This is a genomic window from Arthrobacter oryzae (genome assembly GCF_030812315.1).
Taxonomy (GTDB): domain Bacteria; phylum Actinomycetota; class Actinomycetes; order Actinomycetales; family Micrococcaceae; genus Arthrobacter; species Arthrobacter oryzae_B.
This window is the reverse complement of record NZ_JAUSSM010000003.1, coordinates 160,307-176,876: the sequence shown is the minus strand read 5'-3', so window position 1 is coordinate 176,876 and position 16,570 is coordinate 160,307. Positions and strand designations below refer to the sequence as shown.

Genomic DNA, 16,570 nt, shown 5'->3' with positions numbered 1-16,570 from the left:
CGGAACCGGCCAGGACACTTTTGGGAGGGATGCCATTTGTCTGGACTGCCTCACGCTGCGGCGCCAGGCCGGCGCAACGCTGACGGGTGCGCCGGCCTGCTGGTGCTCATGGCCAAATGCCGTGACCTGGACATGGATTCCGTTGCCCGCCTCCACGCCGCGTCCTCCCAGTTGTCCAGGAACATCCTGGCCGCCAGCGCGGCAATTGCCGGTGCTGTGGTGTTGTCCACGTGCCATCGATTCGAAATCTTCTGCGATGTGATGCCAGGGACAGATCCCGGCGCCGCGCGCCCCGGCATCCTGGATTCCCTCACTCGTAGCTCCGGCGTGCCCCGTTCCAGTCTCTCCTCCCGGTTCGAGTACAAGTCCGGGCAGTCTGCGGCGGAGCACCTCATGGCCGTCGCGTGCGGTCTTGAGTCAGCGGTGGTGGGTGAGCGGGAAATCACCGGCCAGGTCCGCCGGGCACTATCCGAAGCACAGAAGGCCGGAACGGCCAGCGGGCAACTGACCCGCCTCTTCCAAGCCGCCGCCAGAACGGCGAAGGAAGTCGGGGCACGGACTTCGCTCAGCGCCGCCGGCCGGTCCATCGCCTCCGTGGCCCTGGAGGTGGCCACGACGGGACACGGAAGGCCGGCCATCTCTGACGCCGCGGTGGTCGTTCTTGGCACCGGGTCCTATGCGGGTTGCATCACCCGGCTGCTCAAGGACAAACAATGCTCACATATCTCGGTGTTCTCCCGGTCCGGCCGCGCCGAGGCATTCGTCGCCGTCAGGGGAGGAACGGCGCTCACGCCAATGGAGCTGCCCGCGGCCGTCCGGCAGGCGGACATCCTGGTCGGATGCAGCGGCAGCGGAACGCGAATCGGTGTATCGGGGCTTATGCGATGGCGGCAGGAGACCCGACGTCCGCTGGCCGTCGTCGACCTCGCGCCCGGCCACGACTTCGAGCCCCACGTTGCGGACTTGGAAGGCATCGAACTGATCACACTGGAATCCGTGTACGTCAATGCTCCCGGGGCGGACGCAGACGCCCTGCACCAGGCCCGGATGCTGGTCAGGCAGGCGGCCCGCCGCTTTGAGGAGCAACAGCGCCTCCGCAGCGCTGACCTCGGCATCGTCGCCCTTCGCCAGCACCTCCATCAGGTTCTTGACGCCGAAATGGACCGGGTCAGGAACCAGCGGGAACGGGCTGCGGCCGCCGAGGAGGTAAATATCGCCCTGAGACGGATCGTCCGTCAGTTGCTCCATACGCCAACCGTCCGCGCCAGGGAACTTGCCGCAGAGGGCCGGCAGGACGACTACCTGGCAGCCTTGGACGCACTCTTCGGCATCAGGGCACCTTAGAACTGACTCCTAGCAATGGCCCACTATTGCGATGCGTCTATAGTGAGCTTTGTTTAGGCGAAGCGTGGGGACTGGATGCGGCCGGAAATTGGTGCGTCCTGTTCGACCTGGACAACACGCTGTTTGATCATGAGGCTTCGGCGCGCGCTGGTCTGGCGTCGTTCCTTCGGCATCTCGGGCAGAACAAACCGACGAGCTGACCCGCACCTGGTTCGACGTGGAGCAAGTCACCTACGACCGGTTCCTTAGCCGCGAACTTTCCTTTCAGGAACACCGCCGTGAGCGGCTCCGTCAGTTCCTGCCCCGCACGGCCTTTCCAGTGCCAACAACCGACTCGGGTCTGGACGAACTGTTCAGGGTCTACGTCAAGGGCTACGAAGCCGCCTGGGCAGCGTTTCCGGACGCGGCACCTGCCCTGCGGCGGCTCAGGGAAAACGGAATGACGATCGGCATCATCACCAACGGCAGCCACCATCAGCAAACCGGAAAAATCGCCGGGATCGGCATCGAGCCGCTTGTGGACCGGATCTTCAGCTCCGAACTCACGGGCCACGCCAAGCCCTCGCCCGAGGCTTTCCTGCTGCCCTGCGGGGAGATGCAGCTCTCGCCGGCCCGCACCTTGTACGTTGGCGACAACTTCCGCGTCGATGTCGAGGGCGCCAGGAGCGCGGGGCTCAGGGCGGTCCACCTGGACAGGGAAGGACCCGCAGGTCCCGGGACCATTCGAAGCCTCACGGAGCTGGATAGGTGTACGGAGTACACTGATTGGATGGAAGCGGCAGAACGGAAGGTGGCCACATGACCCAGCAAGTGGAAGCTGTGCGCCGGATTCCGCTGAACCGGGATCGCGTGCTGAGTGCCGCCGTCGTGTTAGCCGATGAGTTGGGGATCGAAGCACTCAGCATGAGACGGCTGGCGCTGGAGCTGGGCGTGGTGCCCATGGCGCTCTACAAGCACGTCGCCAACAAAGAGGAACTTCTCGACGGCATGGTCGACGTCATTGTCGGCGAGATCGATCCGCCGGTCAGCAGTGCAGACTGGAAGGACGCGGTCCGGCTGCGAATCCTCTCGGCGAGGAGGTCGCTGCTGCGGCATCCATGGGCGCGTCAGGTGCTCGAATCCCGCACCAACAGGACCCCGGCCGTTCTGGGATACATGGACTCGTTCATCGGGATGTTCCTGGCCGGCGGCGTTTCCGTGGATCTCACCCACCACGTTATGCATGCACTCGGCAGCCGCATGTGGGGGTTCACCCAGGAGTTGTTCGACGACTCGGCCAACCCGGCGCCCGCCCCGGTGACGCCGGAAACCCAGGCGGCCATGTACCAGGAGATGGCAACGCGGTATCCGAACATTCTGGAAGTCGCGACGGCGGCAAAGCACGACGACGGCTCGGTGGTGGGGCAGGGCTGCGATGATCAGTTTGAGTTCGAGTTCGCGCTGGACCTCCTCCTCGACGGGTTCGGGCGTTTCCACGAGCAGGGCTGGACGTCGGCGCGGGCGAGGCTGGAACGGTAGCTCCCGGACGCCGGAGTCCCTGTCGAACCCCAACACGGGCGTGTTAGCTTTTGGGGATGGAGGTGCTCGACTGGCTGCTCGACTCTGACCCCGCGATCCGCTGGCAGGTCCTTCGCGGCCTCACGGGCGCGCCGGCGTCGGAAGTGCGGGCGGAACGGGCACGCGTCGCCACAGAGGGCTGGGGCGCCAGGCTGCTCGCGCTGCAGGACGAAAACGGTCAATGGGATGGCGGCACTTACTACCCGTCACCGTTCGACGACTCCGAGGACGGCCAGCCCTGGACTGCAACCACCTACAGCCTGCTACTGCTGCGCGACTTCGGGCTCGACCCCCGCAGCGACGAGGCCCGCAACGCCGTCGCCCTCGTCCGCGAAAACAGCCGCTGGGAAGAGGGTGACCAGCGCTTCTTCGAAGGGGAGGTGGAGCCGTGCATCAACGGAATGGCCGTAATGCTCGGCGCCTACTTCGGCGAGGATGTCGACGGCGTGGTGGTGCGGCTGCTGGGTGAGCAACTCGCCGACGGCGGGTGGAACTGCGAAGTGGAACGAGGCTCCGTGCGTTCGTCGTTCGGGACCACGATCAACGTCCTCGAAGGCCTCCTGGAGCACGAGCACGCGACCGGCGGCTCGCCCGCTTCAGTCCAGGCGCGGCAGCGCGCCGAGGAGTACCTGCTCGAGCGCGGACTGTTTCGGCGCAGGAGCACAGGCGAGCTGATCGACAGCGACTGGCTGGAGTTCTCGTACCCGACACGGTGGTTCTACGACGTGCTGCGCGGCCTTGAGTACTTCCGCGCCGCAGGTAGCCGCCCGGACGAACGCGTCGCCGAGGCCGTGGAGGTGCTGCGTTCTAAACGGCAACCTGATGGCACCTGGCTTCTGGAGAACTCCCATCCCGGCCGGACCCATTTCGCCATGGAGGACGGTGACGGACGCCCGAGCCGGTGGAACACGCTGCGGGCGCTGCGGGTGCTCGACTGGTACGGGCGGGCCTAGCCGTCCGTCACCCAGGTGCCCCGGCTGGGGACGACGGGATGTCGCCGGCCTGACCGGGGGCATCCGCCGTCACGGAACGCGTGGCGGTACTGGACGCAACTATGTACTGAGTGTATAGATGAGGTGTGAACAACACACTTACCCTTCTGGGGCTGCTGAGCAAGGAGCCTAGCTACGGCTACGACCTCAAGCATTCCTATGACCGCTACTTCGGCACGCAGAAGGCTTTGGCCTTCGGTCAGGTGTATTCCACCCTTGCCAGAATGGTCCGGGACGAACTGATCCGGGCACTGGGCGAGGAGACAGGCGGCGGTCCTGACCGCAAGAAATACGAAGTCACCCCGTCGGGCAAAGCCCGGGTCCGGCAGTGGCTGTTCACGCCGGATGTTCCGTCCGAGGCGCTGCAGAGCGAGCTGTTCGCCAAGACCGTCGTCGCCCTGCTGATCGACGACGACGCCGACCGGCTGCTGGACGTGCAGCGTTCGGAGCATATGGCCAGGATGCGTGAGCTGACGCGCCTGAAGAAGGACGCCGACCTGCTGCAAGTGCTTATGTGCGACCACGGCTTGTTCCACATCGAGGCAGACCTGCGCTGGATCGACCTCACCATGGCCCGCCTGACCCAACTCAAGAAGGAGCTCCAGAGCGCATGAGCACGATTGATCCCCGGTCACCCATCCTCAGCGCCCGCGGGGTTCGCCACTCGTTCGGCCAAACGGAGGCGCTGCGAGGCATCGACCTCGATGTCCACGCCGGCGAAGTGCTGGCTGTCATGGGCCCGTCCGGATCGGGCAAGTCAACCCTGCTGCACTGCCTGGCCGGGGTTCTTGTCCCGACGGGCGGCAGCGTGACCTACAGTCCCTCCGCGGGGAAGTCCCCGGTAGAGATCAGCTCTCTGGGCGAGCCGAAGCGGACCCGGCTGCGGCTGACCGATTTCGGGTTCGTCTTCCAGTTCGGCCAGTTGCTGCCGGAGCTCTCGGCAGTGGATAACGTCAGCATCCCCATGCTCCTGGGCGGAACCAAGCGCTCCGAGGCAATGCGCCGGTCGGCGGACATGCTGGACCGCCTGGGACTGGACGGGCTTGGGGCCAAGCTTCCGGGTGAACTGTCCGGAGGCCAAGCGCAGCGCGTCGCCGTGGCCCGCGCGCTCGTGACGTCCCCCGCCGTGTTGTTCGCTGACGAGCCCACTGGCTCGTTGGATTCCCTTGGATCCGAGAACGTACTGACGATCATGCTCGAGCTGGTCCGGGAGTTCGGCACGACGGTAGTGATGATCACCCATGACGCCCGCACTGCCGCTTATGCGGACAGGGAAGTCATAGTGCGCGACGGCGTGACCGGCGCCGGCTACCGGGTGTCCACGTGAACCGGGGATTGCTGAAACTGGCCGTGGTCGGCAGCCGGTCCTCCTACGGCAGGCTCACCGGAATCACCGTCGGCGTCGCCGTCGGAGTCTGCCTGCTGCTGCTGTTGTGGGGCGGCGCCAACGGACTCAACGCCCGGGACGACCGCGGTGCCTGGCTGCGCGAAACCGGCAGCCCCGCGATCTCAATTCCGACGGCGGCCGGGGATCCGGCCGCTTCGGGGCCGGCAACCCCGGTTCCGCTGACTCCGGACACGGTGCTCATGAGGGCAAACCCGGTGGAGGTCTTCCGTGACCAGCTGATCAACCGCCGCGACTTCGCAGCGCTCAGCCCGACAACGGCTGAAATCCCGGGCGTACCCGGCCCGCCGGCGCCGGGCGAATACTATGCGTCACCGGCCCTCCAGCGCCTGATTGAGAGCACGCCACGGGACCAGTTGGGCGACCGCTTCGGGCAGTTCGCCGGAACGATCGGCGATGCTGCCCTGCCGGGACCGGACTCCCTGGTCGTCGTCACCGGAGCAACGGAGACGGAACTCCGCCGGAGCGGGCGGGCTTTCCTGGTGTCCGGGTTTACCACCAACCCCTACGGAGCCAGCGCGGCCGCGTACACCACCGTTTTGCTTATCGGTGCCATCGCGGTCTTCTTCCCCGTACTTCTGCTGATCAGCATCGTCACCGGCCTGGGAGCAGCCCAGCGCAGGGAACGCTTCGCCACCCTGCGACTGATTGGCGCATCCCCACAGACGGTCTCGCGCATCGCCGCCGTCGAAACCGCGGTGCCCAGCCTGATCGGTGCCGTGTTCGGCGTATTCCTCGCCGCCGTGCTGAGGCCGGCCGCCGCCCAGATTACGGTCAACGGCACCAGGATGTTCGAAGCGGATCTGGCCACGGGCTGGGAGGCGGCCACCGCCGTCGTCGTACTAGTTGTGACGGCGTCGGCCCTTGTGGCCGCCTACCGCACTTCCCGGGAAGGCGTTGGTCCTTTGGGTGTTACGCGGGCCATGCAAGAGAAAATACCCACCGCGTGGCGGATGGTGCCGCTGCTGGCGGGACTGGCGGCGATGATCGCGGCAGTTGTCATCATCCATGTCCTGGAAGTACGGGTCCCTTGGCTTGAATCGCCGCTGCTCATCGGCGGATTCGCACTGATCCTCTTAGGCATAGTGGTCATCGGCCCGTGGCTGACGCGGCTCGTGAGCCGGATAGGACTTCGCCAGGCCCACAGCGCCGCGGCAGTCATTGCCTCCAGCCGGATCCAGCGGACACCCGTGGCGACATTCCGTTCCGTTTCAGGCCTGGTGATTGCAGTGTTCGTGGTCTCCGTCTTCGCCGGCGCATCCAGCATCATCCAGGAAACGGACGCGCCGGCAGACCGGCCCGGTCTGCTCCAGCCCACAAGTCTCCACGCGACCGTGGCCGCCGAATCCAGCCCGGAGCAGGTGGCGGAGGCCGCGCGTGGGGCCGGTCAACTGGAGGGAATCCGAAGCGCGACCATCGGCTACGGACCAACAGCCCTTAACCAAAGGGATCCCGGCCCTGAGATCTTCTTTCGTGCCGCTGATGCTCCTGGATTGGGATTCGAGGACATCCCGGCAACGGAGATCGTCGCCGTTGATTCGTCATTCCTCCGCCACTGGACAACGCAGCCACTGCCACTGACCCAGGCTCCCGCGCGGAATCTCGACGGGCTGGTGCCGGTCGTTATTGTCGTCGGCACCGACGGGACGCCCGAGGCCATGGACCGCGCCCGGACAGCACTGAACGGTTCCGGCGTCACAGCCATCCCCGCCACCTCCCCGCTGGACATCAAACTGCAGTCCTCCACGCGCCTGGTTCATGGCCTGGCGGTGCTCGCGTACCTCGGCATGTTCGTGGCCATTGCCATCGCCGGACTTTCCCTGGCCGTCGCCACCGCTTCAGCGGTGCTGGACCGAAAACGCGTCCTTGGCCTGATGCGGCTGATGGGGATGTCCGTGTCCGTCCTGCGCCGCATCATCACGCGTGAGGCGGCCGTCCCGCTCCTGACTGTGCTGGTGCTATCCATAGCACTCGGGTTCCTCGTGGCATGGATGATGGTCACCAGCATCAATGACGCCTATCGGGTGACTTGGCCGGCGACCGACTACTTCGCAGCCTTGGGTCTAAGCCTGTTCCTGGCGCTGGCCGCCGTCGGATCAACCTTCAGTCTCATCCGTGCCGGGACCGCCATCACGGCCACGCGATTCGAATGACGCCTCGAGCATGCGGTTGCGGTAGCAACGCCTCGGGCCGCACTGGCCGATCGTCAGGCGTCGCCTCAACCTGGAATCTCCCCGTACTCATCACCGGGGCGGTCGCGGCCGTCTGCGGCGTCACGGCGATACTGCTCTGAAGCGGAACACCCGTTCCCTTGTGTTCGGCTGATGTGCGAATGTGATGGCATGGACTACAGCAAGGACGCCCGCGTGGACCACTACATTGAATTGCTCCCCGTTTGGCAACAGGCCATCTGCCAACAGGTCCGCGACCTGGTCCACGCCGCCGATCCCGAGGTCGCGGAAGTGATCAAACGCTCCGTGCAGCCCTACTTCGTCCTCGACGGCAACATCTGCGCGCTGCTCGCGGCCAAGGATCACGTCAACGTCTTCCTGTACGACGGCGGCATCGTCCCGGATCCGCAGAACATCATCACTGCCGGACACGACAACAAAACGGCCCGCACCGTTGCCTTCCGCGAAGGCCAGACCGTGAATGAGCAGGCACTCGGCGAAATGTTCAAGACGATCATCGCCAACAACCGAGCCGGCGGCTGGCGGAAAATCAAGGCGGCCAGCAAGAAAGTTCTCTAGGACAGAAGGGCACCTGAATGACAATCCGTGACACCCGCTCCGTCGGCGTTCCCGGCAAGGTCGACACGTTCCAGCCGGATCCCCGGGCCGCCATGGACTTCTACGGTCCGCTTTTCGGCTGGAGTTTCGATGATCCCACCCCGATGCCGGCCGGCCTCGAGGGCGATTACTACACGGCCCGCATCCGCGGACGGCAGGTTGCAGGAATCGGCCAGGCGCCGCCGTCATCGCCGCCGACGTGGAACACGCACGTGCGTGTCGACGACGTCGGAGAGGCTCTGGCTCGCGCCAAGCATGAGGGAGGAACGCGCCTCGCTGGACCGTTTGGAGCCGGCCCGGACGGCGTCCTCGCTGTGGTGGCAGACGCCACCGGCGTCCCGTTTTGCCTGTGGCAGGCTGGCGAGAGCGACGGCGATGGTCTGGACGACGAACCGAACACGTGGGCGATGAGCTCGCTGCACACGCCAGATGTCGAACGGGCACGGGCGTTCTACGGCGCAATGTTTAATTGGGAACTCGAGCCGGTCCCGAACGCTGCCTTCTCACTGTGGCGCCGCTCAGGCCGAGTCGTGGCTGTCGTGACGGCGACGGACGGCGTCGCGGTCCCGCCCCATTGGAGCGTCAACTTCGCTGTCCAAGACCCGGACTCCATAGCCCGGCACGCCGTCGCTCTGGGCGGCACTATCCTGATGGCACCCATGGACACGCCGGGATTTCGCAGCGCGGTGATCGGCGACCCCCAGGGTGGTTTCATCGCGGTCAGCGCAGCCGCCGGCTGATCCGCCAAACATGAAGGCGTTCCGATCCGGCCTTGGAATCTGGGTCTCGCCAAAGGTACCGATCCATGCTGTGATGGCTAGCAGACAGTCCATGGGGTAGTCGGCTTCAGGGAGTCATCGTGACGACGAAAACAACCCTCGATACATTCGATGTTTCCCGCGTGCGGGACCTCTTCCTCATCACTGGGGCCTTCGCGACGGGCCTGTCCTGGTGGATCGGAATGACCGCCTTTGTAAACGCCGGAGGCCTGGCCAGCGGCGGAGCTGGATTTGTCCTGTTCCTCAGCGTTCCCCTGATAGCGACTTTTGTAGTCTACCGCGCGCTGCGACGTCGGAACGCGTCCGGTTTGGCGGGTTCGGAGAGTACGCGCGGCCATGGGAGCCATCGCCGTTCCGGCTCAGGCCGCCACAGCAGGCGCTTTGCCCCGGAGCCATCCGGCAGTCGCGGCGTCAACGGCCTGCTTGTGTTGAATCGCCCGGCAATGCGGGACTTCCTTGTCATCATCGCCGGTTTGGTGACGGTCCTTTGCTGGTGGATCGGGATGACGGCATACATGAACGCAGGCGGACTCGCCCACCTGGAAGCACTGGTATTCCTGATTGTGCCTGTGCTGGCAACCGCTGGAACATTCCTCGCAGCCCGCCAACCTGGCTCTGGCTCGCGGAGCTAGTCAAAGCGCTCGGGCTCCATCTTTAGGCTTCCGGAAACGGGGGAGGGCCGACGATCTCGATGCCGCCGTGTTCCCGTCCTGATTGGCGGATGCGGTCGAAGTTCACCGCTCCCGACGCATGACCGGTGCCGAGCGGTTCGCTGGCGCCGTCGTAGAACGCCTGCGCCGTGCCAGGGGTGTGCAGGCACAGCACACGTGTCTTGTCCTGGAGGACTTTGAACGCGTGGGGGACGCCGCGCGGTGCGATGGTCACTCCGCCGGCAGCGACCCGATGCTCGGTGCCGTCCATGTTGATCAGGATCTCCCCGGCCAGGACGTACATGGTTTCATCGGAATCCGGATGCGTGTGCATGGGCGTGACCTTGTTGAGGGACATCTCGTCTTCGAAGAGGAGGAACGCTCCCGCGGTGTCTCCTTCCGTCGCCTTCCACGTATGCACCCCTCCACCAAAGAACCATCGCCTGGCCCCTTCCCCAGGTTGCCGGACGATTGCTGATGCTGCCCTTTTCGTCTCCATGGTTTTCGCCTCAATGCGTGGAAGGAAGACTTATGAGACTAATGTCCCATAACAAGACTCATGTACCATAAAAGATATGTCAAGACCCTATTCAGACGTTGGCCGGACGGGCCAGAAGCGACGCACGTTGGATGCCCTGGTTGCGGCGGCACGCTCCTTGGTGGCATCCGGGATATCGCCGACGGTGGATGAGGCTGCGCTTGCCGCGGGAATATCGCGGAGCACGGCGTACCGCTATTTCTCCGGGCAGCGGGAGTTACTGGCTGCGGCTCATCCGGAAACCGCGCGGACGTCGCTGCTGCCGGCATCTCCGCCTGATGGCGCGGCGGAACGGCTGGACGCAGTGGTGGTGGAGTTCACCAGGATGATTGTCGAAACTGAGTCCCAGCAACGGACCATGCTGCGGCTTTCGCTTGAACCGACGAGCAGGGAAGGGCATGACCTTCCCCTCCGGCAGGGCCGGGCGATTGCCTGGATCTCGGAGGCGCTTGCGCCGCTCCAAGGGAAGTTGTCCGATCAGGCCATTCACCAACTGGTCCTGGCCATCCGAAGTGCGGTAGGAATCGAGTCCCTGGTTTGGCTCACTGATGTTGGCGGTCTTAGCCGGGAAGAGGCCATTGCCTCAATGCGATGGACCGCCGCGGCCCTCTTGTCCCAAGCTCTGACGCGCGGCCTTCCGGTCAGGGGCTGACCCTGCCGCGGTTCAGTCGTGGTCTTCCGGCCTGCGCGCCAATGCCCGGTGTCACCATTGTTCCGGGCACTGGCGCCGCTACCGCCGAGAGTAGTTCCTAAGGAAACGACCTCTCACCAAAACTGTATGCCGCATGCGCCGGGTCGGGCTTGAGTGGCGGCTACCTGTTTTACTCCGCGAGTATCCCGTCGGAGGCCTTACGCACAGGGGTGACCCGACCTTGTTACGGTGCTGGTTCGAATCTGGGGTCTCCCGGTTACAAAGACCATGGGCGCCAACGCAGGAGCGGGCGTCCCTGTATCCCCGCGGGCAGATGCCGGTCCAGGTCCCAGGATTTCACACCGGTTTCTTCCCAAAATCCGAAGAGCTCTTCGGATCGGTTGCCGTGCTGTCTGGCTCCGGGGCCGAGCTCGCTTGCGCCGGCTGACGCATAGAGATGTACGCCCATCCGGCTGGTGCCCTTGGGCCACTCGAAGACGCCCACGGATTCGCCCGAGCGGGTGCGCACCTCGTGATACTCCGGTTCTGACCCCACCACTGACGAGTAATGCTCGCGCAACTCCTCGACCACACGGCTCCCCATGATTTCCATCCAACCAGGGAATAGTGCCCACCACGTTGATCCCGTCAGGACCCGATTTGTCTTCCACCACCTTCCGGGCGGGCCACCAGGGCGGCAATCGCCGCAGCCAGGGCAGGAACATAGAACCAGCCTATGGTTGCAGACGCGATGGCGATGAAGATGGCGAGGGCGGCGGCGGTCGCGATGGACGCGTATCGTCTCGCACGGCCCCTTAGCGGGAGGGGTAGCCCGGTTAGGACCACAGGGATGAGCAATGGAAAGACGACGGTTGGTCCCACGGTCTCGAGCAGGGTCGAGGTCGTGACCTGTGCCGGCCCTTCGTTAGTCACCGCTACTCCGCTGTACAAGGGAACCAGCAGAAGCGCCAGTCCGACGGCAATCGTGAGCGAGAAGGCAATGGCCTGGCGAACTCTCTTCGGATCCCACCTGCTTCTCATAGGACCCCCTGTGGAGTAGTTGTATCAACGTAACGGCTGCTCCACCTTAGGCACGACTCGGGGGCTAGTCTGGGGAATCGCGATTATTGGGGGGCTGAAATGCTGTTCTCCGTTGAAGAACTCAGCATTCCGCGCAGCATGGACGGCGTGGACGGGAAAGCTTTACGTCGAAAAAGAAATGATCCCTCAGGCGTATCATGAGGTCGCAGAACCGAAATAGGCGGTGGCCGCTTAGCATGACCAACGATCGTCCAGGCAATGACGCGCAAACGGGAAACGTGGCGCTCGTGACCGGCGCGAGCCGCGGCGTCGGCCGGGGCATCGCACTTGGCCTTCTCGCAGGGGGATTCCGCGTGTACGGATCGGGCCGCTCGATCGACCAGGCAGACCTTCCGCAGGAGATACGGCGCCTGCGCTGCGACCATCTCAGGGACGAAGAGACGGCGGGAGTGTTTGAGGCGATTCGGTCGGAGTGCGGCGACCTTGATCTCCTCGTCAATTGCGCATGGGGCGGCTACGAGAAGATGGTTGAAGGCGGCGCGTTCACATGGGCTGCACCCTTTTGGGAGCAGCCGCCGCATCGCTGGACCGGAATGATGGACGCCGGCGTTCGCGCGGCATTTGTGTGTTCGGCACACGCGGCGCGCATGATGACCCCGCGTCACCGCGGCGTCATCATCAACATCAGCTTCTGGGCGGCGCAGCGTCACCTCGGCAACACGATCTACGGCATCGCAAAAGCGGCGACGGACAAGATGACATCTGACATGGCCGTCGAGCTGAGACCGTTCGCTATTCCGGTGATCTCGCTGTACCCCGGCCTGGTTCGAACCGAGTCTGTCGTGGCAGCGGCGAAAAGTGGGGCATTTGATCTCTCGACCAGCGAAAGCCCTGAGTTCATCGGCCGCGTGATCAACGCCCTGTTCAACGATCCGAACCTGATGGCGCGGACCGGGCAAGTGCTAGTCGCCGCCGCTGTTGCGAAGGAGTTCGGCGTACTGGACATCGACGGAAGTTCGCCGCCTGCGCTGACCTTGGCGGACATCTAGCTGAGACCGGGCGCTGCGTAAACGAAGGCCCGCCTATGGGGGACAGACGGGCCTTCGCAAATTAAATGCTACAGCGCTCTTGAATAGCTATCGAGTGGACGAGAACCTGGCCCTGAATGGGCGATAGGTCAGAAATACTCGTTGGGATTGGCCGTGGCGGAAATGACGAACATGACGATCACGGAAAAAGGCACTGCGCACAGCGCGAAGAACGGCCACCAGTTCGCCAGCTTCCGGGCACTCTTGCGGTGATGTACCGCCACGCTGAGGGAAGCCATGAAGAACGGCACAAATAGGACGGCGAAGAACACACTGGCTATCAGCAGTTCGCCCTCGTAGCAGCCGGAGCCAAGGGTCTCCTGCGTGCAGTCCATTCGGGATGGGTAGTACCCGAGTGCTGCTCCGAGGAGACCGGCCGCCGGCAAGGAAACTATTGCTCCCACAAGTGAAAGGGCCACAGACCACTTTTGCGCCCGCGTCAGCCTCTCCCTGGGAGCCGGGGCAACGCCGCTGACCAGCACTGACAGGCAAGCTATTTTCTTACTCAAGCGTTCCCCCAAGACCAGCCACTGTGACCGTGCCGAGGCTACCAGAGACAGTCATCCTCCAATCGCCCTGAATGAAGTGCGTCTATGAGGGCTTGGGGCGTGCGCGTACGTGCATCCGCTCGCCCTGCTGCCCAAACAGACTGATGAACTCGACGGGTCTGCCGTCAGCGCTGGCGAACCAGTGCGGTGTGTGGGTGTCGAATTCGGCGGCTTCGCCAGGGCGAAGTTCAAAGTCTTTGTCGCCCAGCACCAAACGCAGTCGTCCGTTGAGGATGTAGAGCCACTCGTAGCCTTCGTGAACGCGGGGGTCCGGCTCGGTCCCGCGGGCCTCACCGGCGAGCACCATCTTGAAGGCCTGCAATCCGCCGGGGCGGCGGGTGAGAGGAACAGCGGTCATGCCGCCATGGGTGATGGGCCGCAGGTGAATTCGCGGATCCCCGGTGGCCGGGGCGCCGACCAGATCATCGAGGGGAACACCGTACAACCTCGCGAGGGGCAGCAGGATTTCGAGGTTTGGCCTGCGTTGGCCGGATTCCAGACGGGAGAGGGTGCTCACCGATACTCCGGATGCGGAGGACACATCTCCGAGGGTGAGGTTCCGTTCCGTACGGAGTGTCCGAAGCCGGGGGCCGACCGCCCCGAGAACATCGTCAAGCTCATTTGCCATACGACCACTTTGCCATAACAGCAATTAGTTTTGTCAATTCTCGCTCTTGCTATGGAAGCTGGTGTAGCCGCCCAAGGACGCTGGCGGCGAACTATCACGAAAGGACAAATCAGTATGGACACCACACGGTATGACGTTGTGATTGTTGGCGGCGGCGCGGCTGGACTCAGCGCGGCCACGACGCTGGGCCGGGCGCTGCGCTCGGTGCTGGTCATCGATTCCGGAACTCCACGCAACGCACCCGCGGCGGGTATACACGGTTATCTTTCGAGGGACGGTATGAACCCCGGTGAACTCCTGTCCATCGGACGCAGCGAAGTGCTTTCCTACGGAGGAACGGTCATTGACGGCGATGCCGTTTCGGCACGGCGAACCCCCGATGGATTCGAGGTGATTCTAGGAGATGCCCGCCGGTTCTCCGGCAGACGCCTCCTCGTCGCCACCGGCTTGGCAGACGAGCTGCCTCCCATCGACGGGCTGCGGGAGCAATGGGGAAAGGGCGTTGTGCACTGCCCCTACTGCCATGGCTGGGAAATCCGCGGGCAACGGATTGGAGTGCTGGGCACAGGCCCGCTGTCCGTCCATCAGGCACTGTTGTTCAGGCAGTGGTCCCGGGAGATCACGCTCTTCCTCAACGACACCTTAGAACCCACCGACGAGGAGTGGGAGAAGCTCGCTGGCCGGTCCGTAACAGTCGTTGACGGCGCCGTGGCTTCTGTTGACGCTGTCGATGGTGTCCTCACGGGGATCACGCTTCGCCAAGGCTCTTCGTTCGACGTGCAGGCCCTGGCTGTCGGAACCCGGATGGAGGCCAGATCCGCCCTTCTGGAATCACTCGGGCTGAGTTCTCAGGTGCATCCGTCGGGAGCCGGACGGTTTATCGAGACCGACGCTATGGGTGCGACGGCCGTCCGCGGCGTGTTTGCGGCGGGCAATGTCTCCAACTTGATGGCTCAGGTGATCACCGCTGCGGCCGAGGGTGTCATGACCGGCGCAGGGATCAACGCCGACCTCATCGAAGAGGAAACCCGATGGGCCGTTGACGGGCACTTCGGCCCCTTCTCGGCCGCCTCGGAAGCAGCCGTCTCTAAGATCTTGCTGGGTATCCGCCGCCATGGCCTTGGTGATGGGCAGACCGCCGGCATGGGCCCTGCGGCAACATAGAAAGGCGATGAACATGGATCACCACCCCCGCCGGATGCGGGACACCGACCACCAGCTCCACCGGCGATCTGGCGGTCATGGCCAGCACCGCGTCCTCGACCTGGACGCCGAGGTCTTTGGCGACTCCCTCGCAGCCGTCTTGGACTTGACCGGGGTGCCAGCTGCGCGCAGCGTGGTTGACCTCGGCGCCGGAACCGGCGCAGGTAGTCGGCTGCTGCGCGATCGGTACCCCGACGCCACGGTGACGTGCGTCGACAACGACCCGCAGATGCTCGAGCTGCTGCGCGAGCAGGGCTTCGCCGTGGTCGAGGCCGACCTCGACGACGGCTTCCCTGCCCTTGCCGGCTCCTTGATCACGGCCGATGCAGTGGCCGAGGCGCCGGTTGACCTGGTGTGGGCATCGTCCTCGCTACACCACGTCGCCAACCCCGCCCGGCTCTTGTCGGGGGCCCGCCGGGCACTGGCGCCGGGTGGGATTCTGGTCGTCGTCGAGCTCGCCGCTCTGCCCCGCTTCCTAAGCCATCCGCGCGCAGCGCTGCTGGAGCAGCGCTGCCACGCCGCTGCGGCGGCCGAGGGGTGGAACCACCACCCGAACTGGACCCCGGTCATCGAGGCCGCCGGGTTCGGCGTCACCCGGTCTGAGGTGACGACCATCGCACCCGTGACCCCGGCTGCAGGGGAGTACGCCCGGCAGTGGTTCTCGCGATTCTCACACCTGGCGGCCCTGACCGGGGCCGACCGCGACGCCGTGGAAGAGCTGCTGGAGCGGTTCTCCGACATCGAGCTGGAACCCCGCGCCAGCCGGACCGTCTGGGTGGCCACCCCCGAGTAGAACCATCGCGCGTTCCCTGCGCGCCGCCGTCGTTATCGACGACGGCGGCCTCCGCAACGCCGTGCCGCAACGAAGTCGGCCGGCGGGTTACTGCGGCATGGGCTTGTCCGGGTTGGTGAGCCGGTACAGGAACGCTGCCATGGCTTCGCGTGAAACCGGCGCGCCGGGGCGGAAACTGCCGTCTGGATAACCTGTGGTGATCCCTGCGGCGGCGGCCCAGCTCACTTCCCGGTGGAAGGCGTCGCCGGGACGGACGTCGCTGAAAGGCGCAGTGGCTGGCGCGGCATAGGCGGGCGCCCCGGCCAGCGTTGTGGCGTAGCGGTAAAGGAAAGCGGCCATGGCTTCCCGTGACACCGGGTTGCGGGGGCGGAAGGTGCCGTCGTCATAGCCGGTGGTGATCCGCTGGTAGGCCAGCCAGGTGATCTCCCTGTAGAACGCGTCTCCGGGGGCGAGGTCCCTGAACGGCGAGACGGCAGGGGGAACGAACCAGGCGGGAGATCCGGCCTTCCGGAAGAGGAACGCGGCCATTGCGTCCCGCTGAACGGATTCCAGGGGCCGGAAGGAGCCGCCAGGGTAGCCGGTGC

General features: G+C 64.8%; 20 protein-coding genes. 14 read left to right on the top strand and 6 right to left on the bottom strand.

The window, feature by feature from the left end:
- Nucleotides 1-36 precede the first annotated feature (36 nt).
- From J2S97_RS07605 to J2S97_RS07560, 10 genes are all read left to right on the top strand, one after another.
- The gene (locus J2S97_RS07605) at nucleotides 37-1,344 is read left to right on the top strand and encodes a glutamyl-tRNA reductase (RefSeq protein ID WP_307048086.1); all 1,308 of its coding nucleotides are present in this window, start codon (nucleotides 37-39) and stop codon (nucleotides 1,342-1,344) included.
- Nucleotides 1,345-1,561: 217 nt separating this feature from the next.
- Entirely contained in the window at nucleotides 1,562-2,146 is a 585-nt protein-coding gene (locus J2S97_RS07600; protein ID WP_307048085.1) for an HAD family hydrolase, read from the top strand.
- Complete coding sequence (locus J2S97_RS07595; RefSeq protein WP_307048084.1) at nucleotides 2,143-2,862, top strand: TetR/AcrR family transcriptional regulator; 720 nt, start codon at nucleotides 2,143-2,145, stop codon at nucleotides 2,860-2,862. Before J2S97_RS07600 ends, J2S97_RS07595 begins: the two co-directional genes overlap by 4 nt.
- Before the next feature lie 56 nt (nucleotides 2,863-2,918).
- A complete protein-coding gene (locus J2S97_RS07590) occupies nucleotides 2,919-3,854 on the top strand; it encodes a hypothetical protein (RefSeq protein ID WP_307048083.1) in 936 nt (311 codons plus the stop codon).
- A 125-nt stretch (nucleotides 3,855-3,979) separates the two neighbouring features.
- Complete coding sequence (locus J2S97_RS07585) at nucleotides 3,980-4,507, top strand: PadR family transcriptional regulator (protein ID WP_307048082.1); 528 nt, start codon at nucleotides 3,980-3,982, stop codon at nucleotides 4,505-4,507.
- Nucleotides 4,504-5,220, top strand: a complete 717-nt coding sequence (locus J2S97_RS07580) for an ABC transporter ATP-binding protein (RefSeq protein WP_307048081.1) — start codon at nucleotides 4,504-4,506, stop codon at nucleotides 5,218-5,220. The genes J2S97_RS07585 and J2S97_RS07580 overlap by 4 nt, the downstream gene beginning before the upstream one ends.
- Nucleotides 5,217-7,451: an ABC transporter permease gene (locus J2S97_RS07575; protein ID WP_307048080.1), complete on the top strand. Its 2,235-nt coding sequence runs from the start codon at nucleotides 5,217-5,219 to the stop codon at nucleotides 7,449-7,451. The genes J2S97_RS07580 and J2S97_RS07575 overlap by 4 nt, the downstream gene beginning before the upstream one ends.
- Nucleotides 7,452-7,640: 189 nt before the next feature.
- On the top strand, nucleotides 7,641-8,048 hold the full coding sequence (locus tag J2S97_RS07570; RefSeq protein ID WP_307048079.1) for a DUF1801 domain-containing protein: 408 nt from the start codon (nucleotides 7,641-7,643) through the stop codon (nucleotides 8,046-8,048).
- A 17-nt stretch (nucleotides 8,049-8,065) separates the two neighbouring features.
- On the top strand, nucleotides 8,066-8,827 hold the full coding sequence (locus tag J2S97_RS07565) for a VOC family protein (protein ID WP_307048078.1): 762 nt from the start codon (nucleotides 8,066-8,068) through the stop codon (nucleotides 8,825-8,827).
- 119 nt (nucleotides 8,828-8,946) lie between these two features.
- Nucleotides 8,947-9,498: a hypothetical protein gene (locus J2S97_RS07560; protein WP_307048077.1), complete on the top strand. Its 552-nt coding sequence runs from the start codon at nucleotides 8,947-8,949 to the stop codon at nucleotides 9,496-9,498.
- A 22-nt stretch (nucleotides 9,499-9,520) separates the two neighbouring features.
- Here J2S97_RS07560 and J2S97_RS07555 read toward each other — a convergent pair whose 3' ends face one another.
- Nucleotides 9,521-9,937: a cupin domain-containing protein gene (locus J2S97_RS07555; RefSeq protein WP_307048076.1), complete on the bottom strand. Its 417-nt coding sequence runs from the start codon at nucleotides 9,935-9,937 to the stop codon at nucleotides 9,521-9,523.
- A 154-nt stretch (nucleotides 9,938-10,091) separates the two neighbouring features.
- On the opposite strand from J2S97_RS07555, the gene J2S97_RS07550 reads away from it, so the two are divergent.
- On the top strand, nucleotides 10,092-10,706 hold the full coding sequence (locus J2S97_RS07550) for a TetR/AcrR family transcriptional regulator (RefSeq protein ID WP_307048075.1): 615 nt from the start codon (nucleotides 10,092-10,094) through the stop codon (nucleotides 10,704-10,706).
- Between the two features lie 256 nt (nucleotides 10,707-10,962).
- On the opposite strand, the gene J2S97_RS07545 is transcribed toward J2S97_RS07550, so the two are convergent.
- Both J2S97_RS07545 and J2S97_RS07540 read right to left on the bottom strand, forming a co-directional pair.
- Entirely contained in the window at nucleotides 10,963-11,289 is a 327-nt protein-coding gene (locus tag J2S97_RS07545; protein ID WP_307048074.1) for a hypothetical protein, read from the bottom strand.
- Nucleotides 11,290-11,333: 44 nt separating this feature from the next.
- Nucleotides 11,334-11,726, bottom strand: coding sequence for a hypothetical protein (locus J2S97_RS07540; protein WP_307048073.1), 393 nt, complete (start codon nucleotides 11,724-11,726; stop codon nucleotides 11,334-11,336).
- 236 nt (nucleotides 11,727-11,962) lie between these two features.
- Between J2S97_RS07540 and J2S97_RS07535 the strand changes: the two genes are divergently transcribed.
- Nucleotides 11,963-12,775 carry an SDR family NAD(P)-dependent oxidoreductase gene (locus tag J2S97_RS07535; RefSeq protein WP_307048072.1) on the top strand — a complete coding sequence of 271 codons (813 nt, stop codon included), beginning with the start codon at nucleotides 11,963-11,965 and terminating at the stop codon, nucleotides 12,773-12,775.
- Between the two features lie 128 nt (nucleotides 12,776-12,903).
- On the opposite strand, the gene J2S97_RS07530 is transcribed toward J2S97_RS07535, so the two are convergent.
- Both J2S97_RS07530 and J2S97_RS07525 read right to left on the bottom strand, forming a co-directional pair.
- Nucleotides 12,904-13,149 carry a hypothetical protein gene (locus tag J2S97_RS07530; RefSeq protein WP_307048071.1) on the bottom strand — a complete coding sequence of 82 codons (246 nt, stop codon included), beginning with the start codon at nucleotides 13,147-13,149 and terminating at the stop codon, nucleotides 12,904-12,906.
- A gap of 256 nt (nucleotides 13,150-13,405) precedes the next feature.
- Nucleotides 13,406-13,990: a helix-turn-helix domain-containing protein gene (locus J2S97_RS07525; protein WP_307048070.1), complete on the bottom strand. Its 585-nt coding sequence runs from the start codon at nucleotides 13,988-13,990 to the stop codon at nucleotides 13,406-13,408.
- Between the two features lie 114 nt (nucleotides 13,991-14,104).
- Here J2S97_RS07525 and J2S97_RS07520 point away from each other — a divergent pair, with 114 nt between their 5' ends.
- Both J2S97_RS07520 and J2S97_RS07515 read left to right on the top strand, forming a co-directional pair.
- The gene (locus tag J2S97_RS07520) at nucleotides 14,105-15,154 is read left to right on the top strand and encodes an NAD(P)/FAD-dependent oxidoreductase (protein WP_307048069.1); all 1,050 of its coding nucleotides are present in this window, start codon (nucleotides 14,105-14,107) and stop codon (nucleotides 15,152-15,154) included.
- A gap of 13 nt (nucleotides 15,155-15,167) precedes the next feature.
- Nucleotides 15,168-15,986, top strand: coding sequence for a class I SAM-dependent methyltransferase (locus tag J2S97_RS07515; RefSeq protein ID WP_307048068.1), 819 nt, complete (start codon nucleotides 15,168-15,170; stop codon nucleotides 15,984-15,986).
- Nucleotides 15,987-16,073: 87 nt separating this feature from the next.
- On the opposite strand, the gene J2S97_RS07510 is transcribed toward J2S97_RS07515, so the two are convergent.
- Nucleotides 16,074-16,514 carry an S-layer homology domain-containing protein gene (locus tag J2S97_RS07510; RefSeq protein WP_307048570.1) on the bottom strand — a complete coding sequence of 147 codons (441 nt, stop codon included), beginning with the start codon at nucleotides 16,512-16,514 and terminating at the stop codon, nucleotides 16,074-16,076.
- Nucleotides 16,515-16,570: the final 56 nt, after the last annotated feature.